The organism is Leptothoe spongobia TAU-MAC 1115, from assembly GCF_018739885.1.
In the GTDB taxonomy this organism is placed as follows: Bacteria; Cyanobacteriota; Cyanobacteriia; order Phormidesmidales; family Phormidesmidaceae; genus Leptothoe; species Leptothoe spongobia.
In genome coordinates this window covers 59,942-81,129 of record NZ_JADOES010000018.1, presented here as the reverse complement: position 1 = coordinate 81,129, position 21,188 = coordinate 59,942, and the positions used below count along the sequence as shown (strand labels likewise).

Sequence of the window (21,188 nt, the reverse complement as noted above, 5' to 3'; positions counted from 1 at the left end):
TCTCCTAAAATTATGCAGCTCAATCCACTGGTGATATCACGAAAATATAAATGGACCCTCGCACTCATCGTTCTAGCATTGCTTGCCTGGCCCATTTATAGTCAAGTAATATCTCGATCCTCTAAACTGCAGAAGCCGGAGGTGGAGACTCCTGAAACTCCTGCCGCTCCCGCTCCAACCATTGCCGCCTTAGGACGTATCATCCCTAAAGATGGCGTCATTAGCATTTCTGGTGCAGGTCAGTTAGCCGATGTTCGAGTGATTGAGCTAAAGGTCCAAGCTGGAGACGATGTTACCCAAGGCCAAGTGCTAGCCCTACTTGACCCCTTCTATTCGCAACAGGCCAGGCTGACTCGGGCTCAAAAGAGAATGGCTGTGGCCCAGTCCCAGCTAGAACAAACATTAGCGGGAGATGCTAAATTGGGGGACCTGGCTGCCCAGGAAGCTCAGATTGCCAATCTGGAGGCCCAAGTGCGCACCGAAGTGACTGAGAAACAGGCACTGATTAATCGCATGCAAGCTGAGTTGGTGAATGCAGAAAGCTCCTATCAACGTTTTCAAACTCTCTACAACGATGGGGCCATCAGCATTGCTGATCTGGAGGATAAACAAGAAGAATTCGAAATTGCCCAGGCCCAACTCAATGAAGTCGAAGCTCAACTAGAAAATATCCAATCTACCCTTGCCCAACAAATTCGCCGTGAAAGCGCTACCTTAGACAAATTGGCCGAGGTTCGCCCCGTTGATGTGGCCGTAGCTCAGGCCGAACTGGAGGAAGCGACAGCAGCAGTGGCGGAAGCAGAAGCCAATTTGGAGCTTGCTAGAGTCCGCGCTCCAGTCGCTGGCCGCGTTTTGAAGATCCACACCCAGGCCGGTGAGCGGGTGAAATTTGACGATGGTATTTTGGATTTGGGGCAAACCCAAGCAATGTATGTTCTGGCGGAGGTTTACGAGACCGATATTGCCAGGTTAAGGCCTGGACAAGCCGCGACTGTCAAAATTAGCGCCCTGGTTGAATTCCTACAGGGAACGGTGGAACAAATTTCACCTCAAATTGACCAAAGGGAAATCTTTAATAATGATCCAGCCTTAGGCATTGACGCCAGAGTTTTCGAAGTGAAGATTCGCCTTGCCCCATCTGATAGTCAGAAAGTAGAACAGTTTATTCATATGGAAGCTGACGTTACCATCCAATCCCCACCTGAATCCTCTTCCTCTAGCATTTGATCGATTCAAATCCATGAGAAACGTCTTTACCTCAGAGGCATGGCTGCAGCTAACTTACAAAAAATCTCGTCTGTTCATCAGTCTGCTCAGTGTCACGCTCTCCGTCATCCTAATGTTTGTAGCCACAGCCTTAAGGGATGGTATTTTTGAGGACGCTATCACTGTCCATAAAACACTTCAGGCAGATCTATTTATTCAACCGACTCAGACAGAATATTTTTGGGCTCTTAGGTCGGATGGTTTTTCCCGGCGATTACTTGCTCAGGTTGCTGCGATCAAGGGGGTCGCTTCTGCCAGTCCATTTTATATAGGGGGAGCTAGCCTGAAAAACCCAGAGACATTAGCTAAAAAACGAATTGTTGTATTTGCATTTGATCCTGATCAACCAACCTTTAATCTACCTGAAATTAATCAACAAATAGATGTTATCACCCAAGCTGATACCTATCTGTATGATCAACTTTCTCAGGCTGGATATGGACCGATTATAGAAAACTTAAATCATCAGGGTGTCTTTACAACGGAATTAGCGGATAGGGAAGTCAGAATTACCGGCCTCTTCTCCCTGGGTGGTGGTATTTTATCTGCTAATGGAATATTAGTAACCAGCGATCTAAATTTTTCTAGATTGCTTGATCATTCCCTTGTCCAAACCAATTTGGGCTTGGTTACCCTAGAGGAGGGTACTGACTCTCAATCCATCAAAAAAGATATCCAATCAAATTTACCTAAAGGAATAGAGGTATTGACTAAGGAAGAAGTGATGGTAAATGAGAAACAATATTGGAATACAGGCTCACCCATTGGCTTTATTTTCAATATGGTTGCCATGATTAGCTCCTTGTTTGGAGGAGTTATTATTTATCAAATCCTATTTACCCAAATCTCTGAATATCTTTCGGTGTACGCTACTTTCAAAGCAATTGGATATACGAATCGATATTTAATGAATACGGTTCTTCAAGAAAGTTTGATGATGGCGATTCTAGGATTTATTCCTGGCGTTATTATTTGTCTATATTTATTCAGGTTTATTCAATCCCAAACTCGACTGCCCATGGATATGGGGATAGAAAGAATCTGCTTGATTTTTATCTTGAGTGTTATCACCTGTTCTTTAGCTAGCATTATTGCCCTGGTAAAACTTAAGGATGCTGATCCAGCCGATTTATTTAGATGAGTTTTAGATCAACCAAGTTGCTGATTCAAGAGCAAGATTCAGAGGCAATATAATTTAAGGACAATGTATTCGTAGATCAAGAGCTTCAAAATTGTAATATTGCATGAGCTATTGTCAGGCCACTCAATAACTTCGGTAAGGGGAGAGTATGGTTCAGCTCATTGGTTTCATGGTATTACTCTATGGCATTCAAGCTGCTTGCAGCAATCCAGGGCTAGCTTTTCTACCCCTTGTAACCTATATGACCGATACGCTGGGGTTCTCCGCCACTCAGCTTGCCAGCTTTCAGCTAGTAGCCCTGTTCCCCTGGTTCATCAAACCGCTGTGGGGCTTGTTGGTCGATGGAGTACCCCTGTTTGGCCATACCTTCAAAAGTTATTTGCTCATTTGCTATGGCGTCATTATTGCGAGCTTTGTCATTATGGGGAGTTGGGATGAACCTTCAGCAATGGGGTTATTTGTCTCGGCTCTGGTGATTTCTACTGGGGTAGCGTTTTCTGATGTGGTCGCAGATAAACTGATGGTGGTAGAAGGCCAGAAACGCGGGAATGCCAATATCTTGCAGGCTTCTCAGTGGGCAGGCTTAGGGTTTACTGCGATCGCAATGTATGGTCTGGGTGGGTGGTTGGCCGAGCATATCCCTCTTTCGAATGTATTCTTGCTGAGCACAGTTTTGCCAGGCATTGGCTTTATCGTTGTTCTAAGTTTCTTTCGCGAACAGCCCAATAAATCGTTTACTCTAGGCCGCAGTTGGCAACAATTTTGGCAGGCGGCCAAGCAACCCAAACTAAGGTTGATGCTTGGCCTTATCCTTTTGCTGGCAATTAGTCCAACCCCAGTGGACTATGTCTACCAGCGACAAGTCTTGGACTTTAGCAACACGCTAATCGGCCATCTTAAGGCAGTGGAATGTTTGGGTTTAGGGATGGGTGCGATCTCATTTGGAGTGCTAACGCAACGCTTTCCAAAATTTCCCCTTTTGAAATTAGTCATCATCAGTGGAGCAATTTCCCTTTTGAGTTTTGCCTTTATGCAAGATGTGTACAGCGCCTATGGTGTTTATATTGTGCGTGGGTTTACAACCACATTAAGAACCCTAGGATTGTTTGGGTTAGTGGTGCAGATCTGCCCCCAGGGAGCTGAAGGGTTTACCTATGCCCTCATGGTTTCCGTTGCAAATCTAGCGACTAATATAGGTCTGTTGCTAGGAGGACAGCTCTATGATTGGGGAATTTCATTTGCAATGGTAGCGATCAGTGGATCTCTGTACATTCTGTTGTGTGGTGGGGCAATTTCGTTAACAAAATTGCGAGAATTATGAATAATAAAACTGTAATCACATGTCGATGTCTGCTCCGTATTCTTCACGTTCCTCATCTAGAGCTTTAACGTTGGTGACTTGCGAGCCTCCCATACATTTTCTAATCCTGTTGGTGAGATATTGATTACGGCATGATATTAATAATCCACTACCGCAAGCTAAATTTAGCATCATGAAACTCATGTCAGAGACTCTTTCTAACTGGCTGATACCGATAGGTGAGCATCGATCTCAAGCTAGACTGAGCTTATTTTGTTTTCCTCCGGCTGGGTCTGGAAGTTTGTTTTTTCGCCATTGGTCAGCAGCTATGCCTGAGTGGATAAATCTTTGGGCATTACGATTGCCGGGACGCGAAACTCGGTTTTGTGAGCCACTATTGACTCAGTGGTCAGAACTAATTGAACCCTTGGTACAGGTGCTCGCTCCCCATTGTGATCGACCATTTGCTTTTTTTGGCCATAGTTTTGGAGCTTTAGTGAGTTTTGAAGTAGCCCATCAGCTGCGGGCTTGTTTAGGCTATACTCCTTTAGCTCTAGTGGTTTCGGCACGTCAGCCACCTCATATCCTTGCAGTTCAACGCGATGGCCAGCGAGATGCCGCGACATTAATTGCTGAGTTAAGGGCCGATGGGGGGACACCAGAGGTGGTTTTACAAGATACGAAGATGATGGCTCTGCTGCTGCGGATTTATCGGGCGGATTTACATCTGAACAGGACCTATGACTATCTTTCTAGAGGACCGTTGCCTTGTCCTATTTTAGCTTTGGGGGGTGAGGTGGATAAAGGGGTGAGTTCTCAGGACTTGATGCGATGGCAAGATCAGACCGATCAGGCATTTCAACTACAACTGTTTTCTGGTGGGCATATGTATTTGGTAAAGGAGCCGAATAAAGTTGCTATGCTTCAAGCCTTGGTAAAGTTTATAGCTGTTCTTTGATTAGATATTGGTCTAGTTGAAAAAAACTAAGTAATTCTTGCAAAGATGTCGATGAGTTTGTAGGCGTAGTTTTTTCAACTATCCTGAGAGTACCTGCATTTAAATAGGGAAATGCTTCTGCGGCCAAAGTGGCAATGACTTCATTAGGAAAACCTATCAATTCATGGAACGTTCTGGTCAAGCGAGAACGAGCAAAGCTGATTTGCCATCGCGCCCGTTTGAGTAGGCGTTGTCTAAAATTTTCAGCGAGCTTGGGTTGTTCTGTTGATAACCGTTCTATTTTCTGTCCTTGAATAAAAGGAATGATATCTGGATTCTCTTCTAGAAAGAGTAAACTTCCCTCCTGATTATAAGTCGTAATACCATCCATTCCTAAAGATGAGATGTCAGCTAGGGCAAGGATACGAGTAATAATATGAGGGGAGCGTTCGGCATTATATAGAGCAGGTTGGTAAATAGCTTCTTCCACAGGACTATAGGCACAAATTGTACCTAAAATTGCTAACTGGAGTAACGCAATATCTTTTTCAGAGAACTGCGCCTGAAAATTTTTAGCCAATTTCAAATCCTGATTGAGTTGATGAATATAGTTCAACAATTTATCGCAGGTTGCTTGCTCACTTTCTCCACTGGCTCGTCGACGCGTTATATGGGGGTGCCTTTGGGGTAAAAAGACTTGCACCATGTCGTGGGTTACTACACATAGATCGAGTAAGCTTTGTGTTCGAGTCAGATCGTTTGGCTCCTGATTATCCTTATTAGACTCTTGCCAGTAAGGTGCAATGATAGCAAAAAGTTGATTCGCTCGTCTCTGGACAGCCTCAATATGCCAGCGATTGTGATAATAAAGCTGTTGCGTTTTTATTGCCTGGTCAAACTCTGTTAGTGCAAACTGTTTAGTTAGAGCAACAGTTTCTGAGAACGTATTGGGGAGCATGATGAAACGTTTAGCTTGAACATTGACAATGCGATTAGAACGTTGTGGATGAATAAATAACTTCAATCTCTTTAAACGTTATTTCTGTGTGAAGCTCCAAATGCCATGCCAGTCCTCAGAGAAGTTCCGTTGGCTTAACTGCTGAATCCGTTCCAAATAAAATTGGACTGTTCTATCAATTGGATTGGTTTTTAGAACCTGTTCAAAACACTTCTTTGCCTGACCCCAATCACTCTGTTGATAGAATTTCCTTGCCTGTTGATAGACAGATAGCGTCTTCTTTTTGAGCAAGCGAGAGGCTTCAACGTCGGCTTCCAATACTTCATAAATGGTAATGGGCTCTCGACGCCCTTTGACAATAACACGATCTAATAATCGAACCGTGTACTGTTCAGGTTGACTTAACTGCAGCAGAACTTCTTCTGAAATAAGTAGCGAAGCACCATAGTATTTGGTTAGCCCTTCTAGCCGAGCCGTTAAATTAACATTATCTGAGAAAGCATCCCCCTGCATCCGGTTGGCTTCCCCAACCATGCCTACCATCATATGCCCTACATGGATACCAATGCCCACTTCCAATGGTTCGTACCCGGCAGACAGACGATGCTGATTATATTCTTGCACTCGCTTAGCTTTGGCAATCCCCGCACGTAATGCATCATCAACGCTTTCGGGAAAGACCGCCATCATGCCATCACCTAGATATTTGACAATGAAGCCATTGTGATTGCGAATTTCTGGGCTAATTCGTCGTAGGTAAGCGTTAATGAAGTTAAAGTTTTCCTGGGGACTCATGTGTTCTGACAGGGTTGTAAATGATCGGATGTCCGAAAACATAACCGCCATCTCTTTACTAACGTGATCCCCCAGTTGGATATTAATAATGCTCTCCTGCTTGAGAAATGTTAGGTATTCATGGGGGACAAATCGACTGTAGGCCGTTAAAAGATCGGAAAGGTGTTTATTGGCCTCAATTAGCTGTTGCTCATGGTGTTTGACAGACTGCACTGTTTCTGAAAAAACCTGGGCCAGGTTGCCTAGCTCATCCGTTCGAGCAGAGATAGATGTCAGACTATTAGGATTAAAGGTATTGTTTTGAACTGTGATAGCCGCTGCCGTAATTGTGTTGACTTGTTCAATATAATCCGCCATGATTTGATTCTGTTCTTTGAGATTATTTTCCAGAGTCGTTGAGTGTTCTGTAATAATCTCGACGAGGGTTTCCATCTCGCTATTTTTTAGTGTTAAGTCTTCAACTATTTTACGTAAGCGTATGATCTCTGATTCCAGGGGAGGATGTGCACTGGGATCTGGAATAAAGGTGTCAGAATTCATCTTGGACAAATAGCAAACTATAATGAGGGACGTGGCCGAGTTTATTTTGATTTGAGGCTTTAAGTTCACCTACTAAACGGCTTTGTTGCGTGAATAAAGCAGCTGCGGAGCCATAGAAGTCGCTAAAGTGTAGTTGCCACACAAACACGGTACCGATGAAGCGCACCTACAAACACCGCAACTGGTCTAAGTATAATGCTGCCTTGGTGAAGTGAGTAAGTCTGACGTTATGGCTGAGTGATGAGGTGTTTGTAACGCGAAAAAATACTCAAAAGGCAGGGAACTCAGATCCTGTACCTGGCAGGGTGGCGTTATCTCGCCCTGCACTCAAAGTGACAGGGCAAAACCCACTATAGGCGCAAGACTTCTCGCAGAGTAGGGTTTAAGAAATCGTTAAAAGCTAGAGATATAGGCTTTCAGCCGACTTTATCGCTTTAGCGACAGCACTCAATTAGCGTTCGGTTTTGAACCGTGCGTGGGTTGGAGGCTCACTATTGACCTTCAAAGTGATCTATGGACTGGCCTTACGGTAAACGATTGGCTTTGTATTTGCCCTTTAGGCGTTTTCTTAAGACTGGAATGTCAATCTATTCGGTGTGACATTTCACCGAATAGAGTTATCTGGGTGATTCTACTATGGAAAACATTGTTTGTGCTAACGTTTATTACCTGTTCGGTCGTTCAGTCGTTAGTGTAGTGGCAATTGTAAAACTCAAGGATGTAGAGCTTGTTGATCTCTTTAGGTAAGAGCCCATGAATGTGTATAAGCAAATCATTATAGAGGTTGAAAACCTCAATCATTACTATGGTCGACGGACATTACGTCAACAGGTTTTATATGACATTAACCTTTCCATTGAATCTGGAGAGATTGTGATTCTAACGGGTCCGTCAGGGTCTGGTAAAACCACGCTACTTACATTAATTGCCGGTTTACGATCAGTTCAAGAAGGCTGTTTAAAGGTTCTCAATCGAGATTTTTCTAATGCAAGCGATCGCGAACGGCTAGAACTGCGTCATCAATTAGGGTACATTTTTCAGCATCATAATTTGGTCCCCTTCTTTACTGCCAGACAAAATGTTGAGATGGCACTAAAGCTAAACGCTGGCCTATCAAGAAAGCGGTCCCAGACGCGGGCAGAAGCGATGCTAGAATCCGTGGGTTTAAAGCCCCAGATAACAAGCTATCCCCACCAAATGTCAGGAGGGCAAAAACAGCGGGTCGCCATTGCCCGTGCCCTGGTCAATCAACCCAAAATTCTACTAGCTGATGAACCGACTGCGTCCTTAGACAAAAGCAGTGGGCGTGATGTGGTTGAACTGATGCAACAGCTCACCAAACAGCAAGGCTGCACCATTGTGTTAGTGACCCATGACAATCGAATTCTTGATATTGCTGATCGCATTATCAGTTTAGAAGATGGTCGTTTATCCCAGGCTAAGGGTGAACTTTTGCTGAACATCAATAACTTGATGTCGGAAATTTTTCAAATGGAAACCAGCCAAATTAGAACGTTGATTGATCCATTATCCATTGAGCAATTTTCCACATTCTTGAAGCAGCTTAATAAAGAATTCGAGCAGATTCTAAGTACGATGAATCTGCTCAAAAACCGTTCTGTTAATCAAAAACTAAACTTAATTATACAGACTGTCTCTATCAAAATTTCTCAGCTGCTAGCTGCCGAACAAGTAACCTTTTTTGTGGTAGATAGAGATCGGTATAAGCTCTGGTCGCAAAGCGCACGCAGTACCTCTGGAGAACCGATTAATATTGAAATTTCCTTAAATTCTGGTATTGCCGGTCATGTTGCTACGACGGGAGAAAGCCTAAATATTCCTAACCCTTATAACGATTCTAGATTTAATCCTCAAGTTGATAAGGATACTGGATTTAGGACAAGAAGTATCCTTTGTATGCCGATTTTTAACTCCAGTAATGAAGTGTGTGCCGTTATCCAAGCCCTCAATAAAATTGGTGATGCAGCTTTTGGCCAGGCAGATGAGGCCAGGTTTTATGAATTGACCCAATTTCTAGGAAATGTTCTGGAAACCAGTATTTTATATGCGCGAGAAACCAACGTTTCTCGGCATCAATCATTGATTCAAAATGCCCGTGAGTTAAGGCGACGAGTAGAATCTCTATCCACAGATAAATTTATTGCTTTTCTCGATCAACTTAACCAGGAACTTCAATCTTTTTTAGATTCTGGTACATCTCCTGACAAATCAGTTTTAAAGCAAAAGCTTCAAGTGCTGCTTCAGGTTATTTTTCTCAAGATTGGTCAGACCCTTCAAGTAGAGAGAGTTGCCGTGTTCTTAGTGGATCTCACAAATCAGGTGCTACGGACTAATACAGCCATAGACGACAACAATAATCTTTTTGCAATTGAGATGCCGCTTGATACTGGGATTGCAGGGTATGTTGCGGTAACAGGAAAAACCCTCAATATTCCATCCCCCTATGATGACCATCGCTTTAATCCACAAATTGATAAAGATGCCGGTTTTATTACTCGAAATATACTGGCTCTACCTATTTTGGATCCCCAAAATAGTGAAGTGATTGCCGTTATAGAGATCATTAACAAAATGGGTGACATGTCCTTTGATTCAGAGGACGAAACAAGACTCTTGGAGTTTGTCCGTGAATTAGGAAGTGTTTTCCAAACGAGTATCCATTGTATGCGTCGAGCCTATCAGTATTTGAGCTGATTTCTAAGGAGAGTTAGTAGCAGTGTCAATCAACTCCAAAGTAGTGCTGATTGTTGGGGCATCGTCAGGATTTGGAAAAGCCACCGCAGAAAGGCTGTTAGAACTGGATTGTATTGTCTATGCAACTTCTCGAAGTGTTGAGAAAATGCAAGAGCTGCTTATTAAAGGGGCACATCTCTTAGGGATGGATGTGACAGATGATGCCTCGATCATAGCCGGTGTAGAACAGATACTCGCTGAGCAAGAAAGGATCGACGTTGTTTTTGTGAATGCTGGTTATGGAGCTTATGGAACAATTGAAAGTATCGCTACAGAAGAAATCCAAAAACAATATGACGTCAATGTTTTTGGTGTGGCAAGAGTGCTCAAGGCTGTACTCCCCACTCTGCGCCAGCAGAAAAGTGGTCGAATTATTTTCACCGCTTCCCTCGCAAGTCATCTCTCAATAGCATGCACAGGTTGGTATGCATCAACCAAACATGCCTTAGTAGGTATTGCCAAGGCTTTACGCCAAGAGGTTAGAGATATGGGTATTGAGGTAATTATTATTGAACCTGGAGTTGTCAAAACAGAGTTTGCTGGTGTTGCGTTTGGTTTATTGGATCGAGTGGACCATCCTGCCGATTATTTGCCTTTAGTCGATGGATTTAGACGTTCTATGGCTAGGAGCTATGATCAGGCTCCTGGGGTAGATAGTACAGTAAAGGCTATGGTGGCAGCCGCCATGGTTAAATGCCCCAAAACCGTTTACTGCACTACAGTAGATGCCAAGATTCTAAAGTTTTTGCAGAGGCTGTTAAGCGATCTCATCGTTGATTGGTTAGTGCTCTCATGGTTTAAGCAGTCTTCGCGCAAGCGTTAAAGATATCTGACCAATACGTAAGCTAAGAACGCACCACACAATATTAACCATCAAGATTGCTCTCTCAATTGCCAGCGTAGGAGCAGCGAATTTAACACTACGCCAATGGAGCTAAAGGCCATAAAGCCGCCTGCAAAACCAGGACTGAGGGCAATGCCAAATTTTGGTAATAATATACCCGCCGCTAAAGGAATACACACCAGGTTATAACCAAAGGCCCAGGCCAAGTTCTGACGGATTTTATTAAAGGTACTACGACTAAGGTCCAAGGCGGCTAATACATCTGTCAGCTGATCTCGCATTAGCACAATATCAGCAGTTTCTATGGCCACATCAGTGCCTGAATGCATGGCGATACCCAAGTCTGCCTGGGCCAGGGCTGGAGCATCGTTGATGCCGTCTCCAACAAAGCCGACATAATGCCCCGCCTGCTGCAGTTTTTCAATCTCTTTAACTTTAGCGGCTGGGGTCATTTCCCCCTTTGCCATAGGAATGGCTAAATCACGGGCTAAACGATGTACAACATCAGAACGATCTCCGCTGAGAAGCTGCACTTGCAGGTGCCTACGCTTAAGTTGATCGATGACAGTGCTCGCATCGTCACGGGGGCAATCAGCCACGGCAATTAAGCCTACTAACTGACCATCAACAGCAATATAAACGAGGGTACTACTTTGATCATTTAAGGAGTTGGCGTCATTATCAGCCGCATTAGTAGCGATATCCGCTTTAGCTAACAACGCCTGATTGCCAAGGTATACGGTTTGTTCTTGCAATTTTGCAGTGACGCCTAACCCTGGAGTTGTCACGCTGTCAGTGATTTCAACTAGTGTAAGTTGTCGTTGCTTTGCTGCTGCCAGAATTGCGGCTGCTAGGGGATGTCGGGTTTCTTGCTCAACGCTGGCCGCTAACCGAATGACATCATCCTGAGACAGATTGTCGGCATAACTGATGCAGTCGGTGACCCAGGGGTGTCCAGTGGTCAGGGTACCGGTTTTGTCAAAAATAACAGTGTCCAAACGGTGGGCTGTTTCTAGTACGTCCCCACCCCGCACCAGCAAACCTCGCTGGGCTCCAATGCCTGACCCTACCAAAATTGCCATGGGGGTGGCCAGCCCTAGGGCACAAGGACAGGCGATCACAACAACTGCGATCGCAAGCTTTAAACTCACCAATAACCTGGAGGTTTCTAGTAGCTGATGCCCGTGGTGCATGTGGTGAGGATCCAGAGCCGCTTGAGCCGCTTCTGGCCAGAGGACTAAGCCAGCGCCGTACCAGAAGAGAAATGTAAGCAGAGCCAGGCTGAGAATGCCATAGGTAAAGTAGCCTGACACTCGATCAGCTAACCCCTGAATCGGAGCTTTGCGGGTTTGGGCAGACTCCACTAAAGCAATCATTTGGGCGAGAATACTATCAGCTCCGGTCCGACAGACCTTGATGGTAATGCTCCCGGATTGATTTAAGGTGCCGCCGATTACCTGATCGCCTATCCGCTTGGTAACAGGTAAGGCTTCTCCCGTCACCATAGATTCATTTATCGTGGTTTGACCTTGTTCAATCTGGCCATCCACCGGGATTTTATCCCCAGGTAATACCCGTAACCTATCCTCCACTTGTACCTGGCTAATGGGAATCTCTATGGTTTGAGACAGCTCGCTACTAGTCACCAAACGAGCATCATTAGGCTGTAGAGCAATCAAGCTGCGTAGCGCTTCAGTCGCACGAAATCGGGCGCGTTCTTCTAGAGTCCGACCCAACAAAATAAAGCTGAGTAGCATCACCGGCTCATCAAAAAAGCACTCCCACCCCAGCTGAGGAAAAATTAAGGCCACTACGCTGGTCAGGTAAGCACTCAAGGCCCCAATGCTCACCAGGGTATTCATATTGGGGCGTGCTTGTCTAGCTCCATGCCACCCATCTTGCAAAATGCCTCGGGCAGGCCCCACCAGGGTTAACGAGGCTAAAGCAAAATGAAAACCCAGGGTATTGATAACAGGGAACGCAAATCTGTTGTGGAAATTGCCAACGTGGTTTAAGTGGCCAATAATCGAGAAGGTTAAGAGGGTGAGTGCGATCGCAAGACGCCACACTTGTCCCTGCTGATCAGCCTCTTGCTGCTCAGACCAATTCCCAGGATCGTTACCTTGACGTACCCGGCTAGGAAATCCTGCATCGGTCAAGATTGTAGCTAACTGTTCAGGCTCAACTTGCCCTGCCTGATAATGCACCGCAGCTGCTTTAGTCACTAAGTTCACAGCTGCCGTCGCCACACCATCACACTGCTGCAGCTGGGTTTCAACTGTTTGCACACAGCCAGCACACATCATCCCATCTACATTCAGTACAGCAACGGCTGATGAGGTTAGTTCAGACGCATCAGGCGGCGGTAAAACTGTTGAAGACATAGACGGGTAAGAGCTCTAACCACTAAAGCCTAACGCCGGTTGAATCGATTTGACGTTATCTTAAGAAAACCTAAATCAAGTAGAAGGCACAACAGTCTCTTACAGCTATAAAGCTCACCAGTTATCAGCGTCTGTAAAGGCTGACTAGTAGTCAAAATTATTGCAATGTAGATATCACTGTTGAGCCAATGGTAATTGTTGTTGATTCAGTGCAGAGTCTCTCTAGATCAGTAAATATAATCGTTCAGATACTGGATCAACCATAACTAGCTAGTGTTTCCGCAATCTCGGTGTGACATTGCACCGAGCAACGCATTGCAAAATAAGATATTAGTGCTGATATCCTTTGAGATTGGCTGACAAACGGCCCCTAAGCCATCCCTTGGTCAGCAACCTCAAGGCCATTCCTAGAATTTCACAGGTTTTGGCATAGGCATATTAAAAATCGCTCGTTGCGATGCAACCAATACATACACTGCTCACAAGTGCTCACAAGATTTAGGATCAAAAGAGTGTATCAAAAGGTAAAGCTTGCAAAGAGATGATTCAAGATGCCCCTCAAAAAAGTCTTCGCGGTAAAATTACACCGGCCACGTCTTAAGACCGCGTACTGTCCTACCTAGACTTTTTATAAAGACTCTAGATAAAAGCAATCCTATAAAATGACCCTGCTGCGTGTTCCTGTTTCTTATTGTCTACGGTTTTGCCTATCGATTTGGACGTGTGCTGCCTGTAGTAGTCTGATTGCTGAGTCAACGCTGGCCCAAACCCGATATGCTCAGAGTGAGTTTCCAGAAGCGGTTGATATACAGCCATTGCCGTCCGAGAGCATCCTTGACACTCCGACTGAGATCGCACCCCCCCCTGCTCTTCCAGATACGGTGCCAGAAAGTATTGTAGTCAGTGCCTTTGAAGTTATAGGTAGTACGGTCTTTAGTGAGTCAGACTTAGCAAAGATTACAGCCCCTTATCTCAATCGTCCTCTAACCCCAGCCGATTTGTTTGAGGTGCGTTCAGCGATTACGCAGCGCTATGTAGATCAAGGCTATGTCAATTCCGGTGCTTATATTCCACCCCAAACGTTGACCGATGGCATTTTGCAAATTCAAGTGCTGGAAGGTCAGCTAACAGATATCAATGTCACGATTGATGGGAGACTATCCCCCAACTATGTCCGTAGTCGACTAGCCTTGGCTGGGTCTACACCGCTGAACTCAGAGCGTTTGTTAGAGGGGCTCCGATTGCTACAGCTCGATCCTCTGATTCAAAATATTACGGCTGAACTCGCTACTGGGACTGAGCCGGGCACAAGTATTTTAGATGTAGAGGTGACGGTAGCGGATACGTTTGACGTCGAGCTACGCACAGACAACAATCGTTCTCCCAGTGTCGGTAGCTGGCGACGAGGAATTGCCCTAACTGAAGATAACTTGCTGGGCCAGGGAGATCCCCTTGAGCTGGAATACCTCAACACCAGCGGCAGTGATGAAATCAGTTTGGACTATGCATTTCCCATTAATGCTCGCAACGGCACCATCGGCTGGCAAGTAAGCCTGTCTGATAGCTCAGTGATAGAAGACCCGTTTACGTTCTTGGATATTCAATCAGAATCACAAACCTATGGGGTATCGTTTCGTCAACCGCTGGTACAGACTCCCAATGAGGAATTGGCTTTGGGACTGAGGCTGACACACCAGCGTAGCAAGACAGATTTTTTAGGCGACGTAATTGGCGAGTCTGTCGGCTTTCCCTCACCTGGAGCTGATGCGGGCGGACGTACCCGACTGTCAGCCCTGCGTTTTTCTCAGGAATGGACCCAAACAGGCAATCGTGAGGTATTAGCGCTGTTTTCTGAATTTAGTCTAGGTCTGGATCTGTTAGATGCCACTGTTAATGACAATGCTCCCGATAGTCAGTTTTTCGCCTGGCGTGGGCAGGCCCAGTGGGTAAAGCTATTGGCTCCAGAAACTCTGTTATTGCTCAAGGGCAGTCTACAACTGAGTGGTGATGATCTGCTACCGCTAGAAGAATTCGGCCTTGGTGGACAGCAAACAGTGCGTGGGTATCGCCAAAATGTGTTGCTAACCGATAATGGACTTTCTCTGTCAGGGGAAGTCCGTCTGCCAGTGTATCGTGCCCGTAATATTGATGGGCTGCTTCAGCTTGCGCCCTTTGTGGATGTGGGAAGTGGTTGGAATCATAATGGTCCTAACCCAGATCCCAACGTATTGGTCTCAACTGGCATAGGCCTACTTTGGCGACAGGGGGATCGACTAACGGCTCGTCTGGATTGGGGTATTCCCCTAGTGGACATTGACAAACGAACATCGTCTTTGCAAGAAAACGGCCTTTACTTTGCCATTAACTATCGCCTTTTTTAACCTTTGTTCTTGACATTATTGCTAGATTCATGCTGGGTTTAATACCATGGTTCCACTGAGTTTTCGGCCCCTGAAGCGACTATTTTTAGCCCCCTGGCAGCACCGTTGGCGACGTCTGTTTTTAGGTTTTATGACTGCGTTGCTATGTGCTGTATTTCTGCCAGTAGGATTAGTCAGGGCAGGTTTTCGAGAACTAGAAGAGCCGTTGTGGGTGAATGTGAACTTGCAACAAAGTCGTGCCTTGTTTGAAGCCGGTGCCTACAGTGAGGCAATTGCACAGCTACAACAAGTAATTGAGTTGTATCAAAGTAATGGTGACAACCTCAATCAGGCCCTGGCACTTAGGAATCTAGCCTTTGTTTATCAACAGTTGGGGCGTTGGTCTGAGGCCAGGCAGACGATTGCCAAGGGGTTAGAGGTGGTTGATCAGTTGCCAATAGCGGAACGATCATCAATCTTAGCTCGGATGTTAGATATACAGGGCCATCTGTATCTCAATCAGGGTAAGGCATTAGATGCTCTACAAGTATGGCAATCGGCCACTGAAATCTACGACCAACTGGGCGATGAAAATCGAAGGCTGCGTTCTATCCTTACCCAGGCCCAGGCATTGCAGGCTATGGGCCACTATCGACGTGCCATTGTCATCCTGAGTGATTTGACAGATGCCCTCGCCGACCAGCCTGATTCTGAAATTAAAGCAACAGGACTGCAGATGTTGGGTGAAGCCTTACGGGTGGCTGGTGATTTGGAGCGAGCTGAGACCGCATTGCAAACTAGTTTAAAAATGGCCCAACGATTGGGCCTATCGCAATTGACTGTAACAATTCAGTTGAGCTTGGGTAATACAGTTGAAGCCCTAGGACAGCTAGAAACGGCACAACAATATTATCAACAGGTTGTTAGCCAATCGGCAAAACCCATTACCACTATTCAGGCCCAGCTGAGTGAACTGGCGGTTTTGATCAATACTCAACAATGGCAGCGAGCAGAAGCACTGGCTCGACAAATTCAGCCATCACTGGAACAGTTGCCCCCCAACCAAGCCGTTGTCTACGCTAAAATTAATCTGGCAGAGAGTCGTCTCAAAATCAGCCAACGTAATGCTCGTTTAGAAAAAGCTCCAAGATACTCGGGAGCAACCAACCCAACAACCTTACCCAGTACTTATACCCGCGATAGTCTCGATTTGGTTGGTCTATTTATTGATCGCTCCATCGGATCTATTACAGAGACTACTGCAGGCTCAGGTAATATGATCGAGAGTAGGACCATCTCAGACGCATCAACCTACTCCCGCAACAATCTCAATTTAGTCGAACAGTTTTTAGGAGGACGCTCATCAGTCACAACAGTTCGTGGACCAGCAATGGCTATCGATGCTGATACCTACACCCGTAATAATCTCAATCTGGTCGAACAATTTTTAGGAGGGAATGGGAGTATACCCCAGACAGCACCTGCATTAGAAGTGCCAAAGCGGACGCCGTCAGTAAACGCGCAGGCAGATATTATTCAATTGCTACAGCTGGCTCAAGAGGATGCTAAGGTATTAGGCGATCTACGCTCAGAGTCCTATGTACTGGGTAGTTTAGGATATCTGCATGAACAGGCACAACAATGGCAAGAGGCTGAAGTTTTTACCCAAAAGGCTCTTCTGATTTCCCAAAGCCTGGATGCCCCAGAAATTTCCTATCGTTGGCAGTGGCAATTAGGTCGGATTTTCAAAGCAAATATTTCTCAAAGCAGCTCTAAAAACGACCAAAACCCTAACTACACTAAAGCCATTAAGGCTTATAGTGAATCGGTCAAAACTCTGCAACTGCTACGTAGCGACCTGGCCTCGATCAATCCTGAGGTGCAAGCCGCTTTTCAAGCTGGTGTGGAACCGATCCATCGCGAGCTTGTTAGTCTACTGTTGGTGGACACAACAGTCCCACCGGAGAATCTTGAAAAGGCGAGGACTGTCATAGAGTCTCTACAGCTGGCAGAACTCGATAATTTCTTTAGGGAAGCTTGTCTATCAGCTAATCCAGTGCTGATTGATCAAATAGATCGGCAAGCGGCGGTTGTTTATCCGATTATTTTGCCGGATCGACTGGATATAATTGTCCGGTTACCAGGACAGCCTCTTCGCCACTACAGCAGTGCTGTCTCTAAGCCTCAATTGGAGGCGACCGTGTTAGACCTACGAACAGCTCTAGTGCAACGGACTAGTCAGCGCTATTTGGAGCTTTCTCAACAGGTATATGACTGGTTAGTGCAGCCCTTGATCACGGATTTAGAAAATAGCGATGTCAATACGTTGGTATTTGTTTCTGACGGTGTCCTACGAAATGTACCGATGGCGGCACTCTATGATGGCCAACGGTATTTGATGGAACGTTATGCCATTGCTTTAACGCCAGGGCTGCAATTATTAGAGCCTACCTCAGTTGAGCCTCAGAATCTGGGTGTATTAGCCGCTGGTTTGACAGAAGCGCGTCAGGGATTTCCTTCCCTGCCTAATGTGGCTCCTGAAATTGCTGAAGTTGAAGCCAAGCTCTCTGCCCAGAGGACCCTGCTCAATCAAGACTTTACCCGTGAAACATTTGCTCAGGCCATTCGGACAGCCAACGCACCGGTGGTCCATTTAGCTACCCACGGTCAATTTAGCTCCAGTTTTGATGAAACCTTTATCTTGACCTGGAATGATCGACTGAGTGTGCACCAACTTCGAGATCTCTTGCTGACCACTGGCTTAGACCAAACAACCTCAGATGATGTTGTGGAGCTACTGGTGTTGAGTGCCTGTGAGACTGCTATTGGTGATCAGCAAGCGGCATTAGGGTTGGCTGGTACTGCGGTCCGTTCCGGTGCAAGGAGTACCTTAGGTTCTTTATGGCAAGTCAGTGATGAAGCAACTGCTTTGCTGATCAGCCGATTTTATGACGAGCTGACTTCTGGTGATGTGACCAAAGCAGAGGCATTACGTCGTGCTCAGCTCTCAATTTTAGAAATTCCTCGCTTTCGACAGCATCCCTTTTTCTGGGCTCCCTATGTTTTGGTCGGTAACTGGTTATAGACGCTGTTAGTAGCTGTTTGCTGCGATGGCTCAATTGCTCAGCTATGATTGATAGGTTGGATATCTACCCGAAAGGCAAAGTTGTGGAGAGCGAACATGGAAATAAAGGGTAAAGAGTATGAGGTTGTCTATGAGCAAGCGGTTTCAACCGTGACATTCAAAGGTGAACTAGCTCTGATGGGCATGGGGGAATATCCACCGATTGCAAACTTGTTAGAGCAGTGTCTAGAAGATGCGACTAGCCAAGAACCCAGGCAACTAACGCTTGATCTGCGGGAGCTTAAATTTCTGAATAGTTCTGGTATTAACGTTATTTCGAAGTTTGTTATCAAAGTTCGTAGATCAGCTAAGATTGCTATGACGATTAGGGGATCTGATACGATTCCCTGGCAGGCAAAGTCTTTAGTGAATCTGAAGCGCCTGATGCCTGGGATGATTGTGGAGTTAGGTTAAACCTGGCTACGACAATCATCTTTTAGATGATGCATAATCTCGCGATGGATATCGCTGTTAACACGAGCACCCCGCTCCCCATCCTCTAGACGGATATCATCAACGTAATAGTTGAGGGTAAATCGGATATAGGTGTGCCCTTCGTCCTTCACTACCCGTTCCATTCGTACCTCTGGTTCGTGCCATGAGCTACGGGCTTGTTTAAATCGATCTCGTAACCATCGGACTAGCTCTTTGACATAATCATCTAGTCGAGTTTCTTCTTGAAGTGGATTTAGAATCTTTTGATGTAGCTTACGTGTGCGCCGTTTTAGCAGCTCAATTTTGCGCTCCCAAATTTCTAGCAGTACATATTCATCCTCATCAGCCATGTTCGGGTCGCTTAGCCAAATGCGATACCACTTTCGCACTAGATTGATCAGGGAGTCAGGATCTTTCGTTTCTCTGAGTACAAACGTAGGCTGAATATGCTGCAAATTGAACAATGACTGTTTACGCGTTTTTTGTTTAACGACTGTAAGACCCATCAACGTTAGAATGTCATCATACTCAGTTTGTACCGTGTCAATTTCTTCCTGAGTTAACCCACCTTGTTCTACAAATTGTAACGTGATCATCATAGCTCTTAATGCATCTTCAACCTCTTCTAATTTGTTGTTGACTGCGTATTCAGCTAAGAGTCGCTGTATGCCATTTTCCTTCTTGTGGACGAATTCATTTTCCCAGCTGTAGTAGTTCTTGAGACAGGTTAGTTTAGACTCAATGTTTCCTACAGTATCCGGGTGGGCCAAGAGAATCTCCTGCATAATCTTTTTGGCACGCTCTAGGTTACACTGTGGATCGAATTCAATCGGTGTTGAGAAAAAAACGGGTTCAATGGGGCGGCTCAAATTGGTGATTTTGTGGCTTTGCATCACACTATTGGGAATATAGACTTCTGTGTGAAGTTCAAATATGTAGATGTGGGTAACGCGCACTCCAATTTTTCGCAGAATGCCCAAATGGCTGGACTCTTCATTACCGATTTCTATGCGGAGTACATCCCCGAATCGGAAGGGACTATCTATTAATAGGGCAATACCACTAAAAAAGTTGGCTAGAATGTCTTTTACTGCAAAGCCAATGATAAAGGCGCTACCACCCAGGGTTACCCAAGCACCAGTTAAGTTTAACCCCAAGCAAAGTTGCATGATCAGGGCTCCACTCATCAAGATAATCATGACTGGAACAATTGCTTCTAGCAGGGGTAGAAGCACTTCATCCCACATTACCTCAGTGGTTTCAGCATAATCTTTGAGGTAATAGATCAAGACTTGTTTGAACAGGCGCAAACACCAATAGCTGATGATGACAATGATGCCGCCTAACAGCAGGCGCTGTAACCATTCGACAGTCGCTAAACTATGAGAGGTTTTGGCGATAATTGCCAGACCGAGCAATACAAATAATGTTAAACCCGGATAGGCAGATACATTGAGCGTTACCAATGCGATGTCTTGCTCAAATTTGCGAAAATAAGAGCGTAGCAGATGAAACAAGACCACATATAAACCGACTGCGCCAAAGACAGTAATACCTAGGCTAAGAGCAATATAAAAGATATCTTTCTGATAGAGAGTTAACTGAGCTATCATGACAGTGCTGATTAACAAGTCTCCGTGGGTTGTTCAGGATGAGTATATAGCTTTGCTTCCATGTCTTGTTTTACTTCTGCAAAACTTTTACCTGGACTTTTACCTTAGGTGCTTGTTTTGTTAGACAGTCTAGTCATAGAGTAGCTGGACCATAGTAGTTACCAGAAAGCAGTCTGATTCTGGTGAGCTTTGCTCAATTTTCCAACCCAGTTTTGTATTGTAATTAATCAAAATAGTAATGAACCCGAGACCAGAACTGTAGGCATTTTTGTGGTCTAAGTTTTTTTCCAAACGTTCTACGTAGAGTTCGGTCAGATCTAATGTTGTTAGATCATGAATTAGCGATCTAAACGATTTGATATTGTTGGTATGCGCAGTATTGGTGACCGTGATGACCAACCGATTGGAATAGTGATATAAGCACATCTGTACAGGTTGTTTTGCTCTAGTACAGGAGAATTTAAATGCATTCTCTAATAGCTCATTAGTAATATATCGAGCTGCGTCGGTTATTTCTGTACGTTGTCGTAGTTGATCAGATCGATTGTTGTCAGCTGGGAAGAAGATTGATATGTATTCTGAAACGAACTTGGCAGATAGATTGCTATTGGGCCAAAACTTTCGCTGTTTTACTAACTCTACTGGAAAGTCGATTTTAACGCATAGGTTCTCTTTCTGCAGATCGCTAGCGAACTGGCCAAATGATTCAGACGTTGATGATGTGGGTGAAGCCATGG

14 protein-coding genes and 2 pseudogenes are annotated in these 21,188 nt (G+C 45.2%); 11 read left to right on the top strand and 5 right to left on the bottom strand.

The features are described from left to right. Positions 1-12: 12 nt before the first annotated feature. From IXB50_RS11030 to IXB50_RS11015, 4 genes are all read left to right on the top strand, one after another. Positions 13-1,227, top strand: a complete 1,215-nt coding sequence (locus IXB50_RS11030; RefSeq protein WP_215609019.1) for an efflux RND transporter periplasmic adaptor subunit — start codon at positions 13-15, stop codon at positions 1,225-1,227. A 13-nt stretch (positions 1,228-1,240) separates the two neighbouring features. Continuing rightward, entirely contained in the window at positions 1,241-2,407 is a 1,167-nt protein-coding gene (devC, locus tag IXB50_RS11025; protein ID WP_215609018.1) for an ABC transporter permease DevC, read from the top strand. A 148-nt stretch (positions 2,408-2,555) separates the two neighbouring features. After that, positions 2,556-3,728 carry an MFS transporter gene (locus IXB50_RS11020; protein ID WP_215609017.1) on the top strand — a complete coding sequence of 391 codons (1,173 nt, stop codon included), beginning with the start codon at positions 2,556-2,558 and terminating at the stop codon, positions 3,726-3,728. A gap of 172 nt (positions 3,729-3,900) precedes the next feature. After that, positions 3,901-4,665, top strand: a complete 765-nt coding sequence (locus IXB50_RS11015) for a thioesterase II family protein (RefSeq protein WP_215609016.1) — start codon at positions 3,901-3,903, stop codon at positions 4,663-4,665. Here the strand turns inward: IXB50_RS11015 and IXB50_RS11010 are convergent. Together IXB50_RS11010 and IXB50_RS11005 are read right to left on the bottom strand one after the other, a co-directional pair. Continuing rightward, positions 4,649-5,668: a hypothetical protein gene (locus IXB50_RS11010; RefSeq protein ID WP_215609015.1), complete on the bottom strand. Its 1,020-nt coding sequence runs from the start codon at positions 5,666-5,668 to the stop codon at positions 4,649-4,651. The genes IXB50_RS11015 and IXB50_RS11010 overlap by 17 nt on opposite strands. A gap of 12 nt (positions 5,669-5,680) precedes the next feature. Further along, positions 5,681-6,937 carry an adenylate/guanylate cyclase domain-containing protein gene (locus tag IXB50_RS11005; RefSeq protein ID WP_215609014.1) on the bottom strand — a complete coding sequence of 419 codons (1,257 nt, stop codon included), beginning with the start codon at positions 6,935-6,937 and terminating at the stop codon, positions 5,681-5,683. Positions 6,938-7,092: 155 nt separating this feature from the next. Between IXB50_RS11005 and IXB50_RS11000 the strand changes: the two are divergent. The 4 genes and pseudogenes from IXB50_RS11000 to IXB50_RS10990 form a co-directional block, all read left to right on the top strand. Further along, a pseudogene (locus IXB50_RS11000) lies at positions 7,093-7,221 on the top strand (IS5-like element ISLesp5 family transposase); the annotation flags it as partial. A gap of 469 nt (positions 7,222-7,690) precedes the next feature. Next, positions 7,691-8,368 (top strand): annotated as a pseudogene (locus tag IXB50_RS22780) (DevA family ABC transporter ATP-binding protein); the annotation flags it as partial. Between the two features lie 42 nt (positions 8,369-8,410). Continuing rightward, on the top strand, positions 8,411-9,652 hold the full coding sequence (locus IXB50_RS22775; protein WP_407658805.1) for a GAF domain-containing protein: 1,242 nt from the start codon (positions 8,411-8,413) through the stop codon (positions 9,650-9,652). A 22-nt stretch (positions 9,653-9,674) separates the two neighbouring features. After that, positions 9,675-10,514 (top strand): SDR family NAD(P)-dependent oxidoreductase, encoded by an 840-nt coding sequence (locus tag IXB50_RS10990; RefSeq protein ID WP_215609012.1) that lies wholly within the window; start codon positions 9,675-9,677, stop codon positions 10,512-10,514. Between the two features lie 50 nt (positions 10,515-10,564). Here IXB50_RS10990 and IXB50_RS10985 read toward each other — a convergent pair whose 3' ends face one another. Next, positions 10,565-12,919, bottom strand: a complete 2,355-nt coding sequence (locus IXB50_RS10985) for a heavy metal translocating P-type ATPase (RefSeq protein ID WP_215609011.1) — start codon at positions 12,917-12,919, stop codon at positions 10,565-10,567. Between the two features lie 662 nt (positions 12,920-13,581). Between IXB50_RS10985 and IXB50_RS10980 the strand changes: the two genes are divergently transcribed. The 3 genes from IXB50_RS10980 to IXB50_RS10970 all read left to right on the top strand — a co-directional run bounded on the left by IXB50_RS10980 (position 13,582) and on the right by IXB50_RS10970 (position 18,817). Continuing rightward, positions 13,582-15,300 (top strand): ShlB/FhaC/HecB family hemolysin secretion/activation protein, encoded by a 1,719-nt coding sequence (locus IXB50_RS10980; protein WP_215609010.1) that lies wholly within the window; start codon positions 13,582-13,584, stop codon positions 15,298-15,300. Between the two features lie 46 nt (positions 15,301-15,346). Next, positions 15,347-18,364 carry a CHAT domain-containing protein gene (locus tag IXB50_RS10975; protein WP_215609009.1) on the top strand — a complete coding sequence of 1,006 codons (3,018 nt, stop codon included), beginning with the start codon at positions 15,347-15,349 and terminating at the stop codon, positions 18,362-18,364. 96 nt (positions 18,365-18,460) lie between these two features. Beyond that, positions 18,461-18,817 (top strand): slr1659 superfamily regulator, encoded by a 357-nt coding sequence (locus IXB50_RS10970; protein ID WP_215609008.1) that lies wholly within the window; start codon positions 18,461-18,463, stop codon positions 18,815-18,817. Here the strand turns inward: IXB50_RS10970 and IXB50_RS10965 are convergent. Together IXB50_RS10965 and IXB50_RS10960 are read right to left on the bottom strand one after the other, a co-directional pair. Further along, positions 18,814-20,451, bottom strand: coding sequence for a mechanosensitive ion channel family protein (locus IXB50_RS10965; protein ID WP_215609007.1), 1,638 nt, complete (start codon positions 20,449-20,451; stop codon positions 18,814-18,816). The genes IXB50_RS10970 and IXB50_RS10965 overlap by 4 nt on opposite strands. Before the next feature lie 129 nt (positions 20,452-20,580). Next, positions 20,581-21,186, bottom strand: a complete 606-nt coding sequence (locus tag IXB50_RS10960) for a slr1658 superfamily regulator (protein WP_215609006.1) — start codon at positions 21,184-21,186, stop codon at positions 20,581-20,583. Between the last annotated feature and the right edge of the window lie 2 nt (positions 21,187-21,188).

Excerpts from the sequence above, each read along its gene's own strand:
- IXB50_RS10970 (WP_215609008.1), top strand. The coding sequence starts at position 18,461 with ATGGAAATAAAGGGTAAAGAGTATGAGGTTGTCTATGAGCAAGCGGTT.
- IXB50_RS11030 (WP_215609019.1), top strand. The coding sequence starts at position 13 with ATGCAGCTCAATCCACTGGTGATATCACGAAAATATAAATGGACCCTC.
- IXB50_RS10985 (WP_215609011.1), bottom strand. The coding sequence starts at position 12,919 with ATGTCTTCAACAGTTTTACCGCCGCCTGATGCGTCTGAACTAACCTCA.
- IXB50_RS10960 (WP_215609006.1), bottom strand. The coding sequence starts at position 21,186 with ATGGCTTCACCCACATCATCAACGTCTGAATCATTTGGCCAGTTCGCT.
- IXB50_RS11020 (WP_215609017.1), top strand. The coding sequence starts at position 2,556 with ATGGTTCAGCTCATTGGTTTCATGGTATTACTCTATGGCATTCAAGCT.
- IXB50_RS10965 (WP_215609007.1), bottom strand. The coding sequence starts at position 20,451 with ATGATAGCTCAGTTAACTCTCTATCAGAAAGATATCTTTTATATTGCT.
- IXB50_RS22775 (WP_407658805.1), top strand. The coding sequence starts at position 8,411 with ATGTCGGAAATTTTTCAAATGGAAACCAGCCAAATTAGAACGTTGATT.
- devC (WP_215609018.1), top strand. The coding sequence starts at position 1,241 with ATGAGAAACGTCTTTACCTCAGAGGCATGGCTGCAGCTAACTTACAAA.
- IXB50_RS11005 (WP_215609014.1), bottom strand. The coding sequence starts at position 6,937 with ATGAATTCTGACACCTTTATTCCAGATCCCAGTGCACATCCTCCCCTG.
- IXB50_RS10975 (WP_215609009.1), top strand. The coding sequence starts at position 15,347 with ATGGTTCCACTGAGTTTTCGGCCCCTGAAGCGACTATTTTTAGCCCCC.
- IXB50_RS10980 (WP_215609010.1), top strand. The coding sequence starts at position 13,582 with ATGACCCTGCTGCGTGTTCCTGTTTCTTATTGTCTACGGTTTTGCCTA.
- IXB50_RS11015 (WP_215609016.1), top strand. The coding sequence starts at position 3,901 with ATGAAACTCATGTCAGAGACTCTTTCTAACTGGCTGATACCGATAGGT.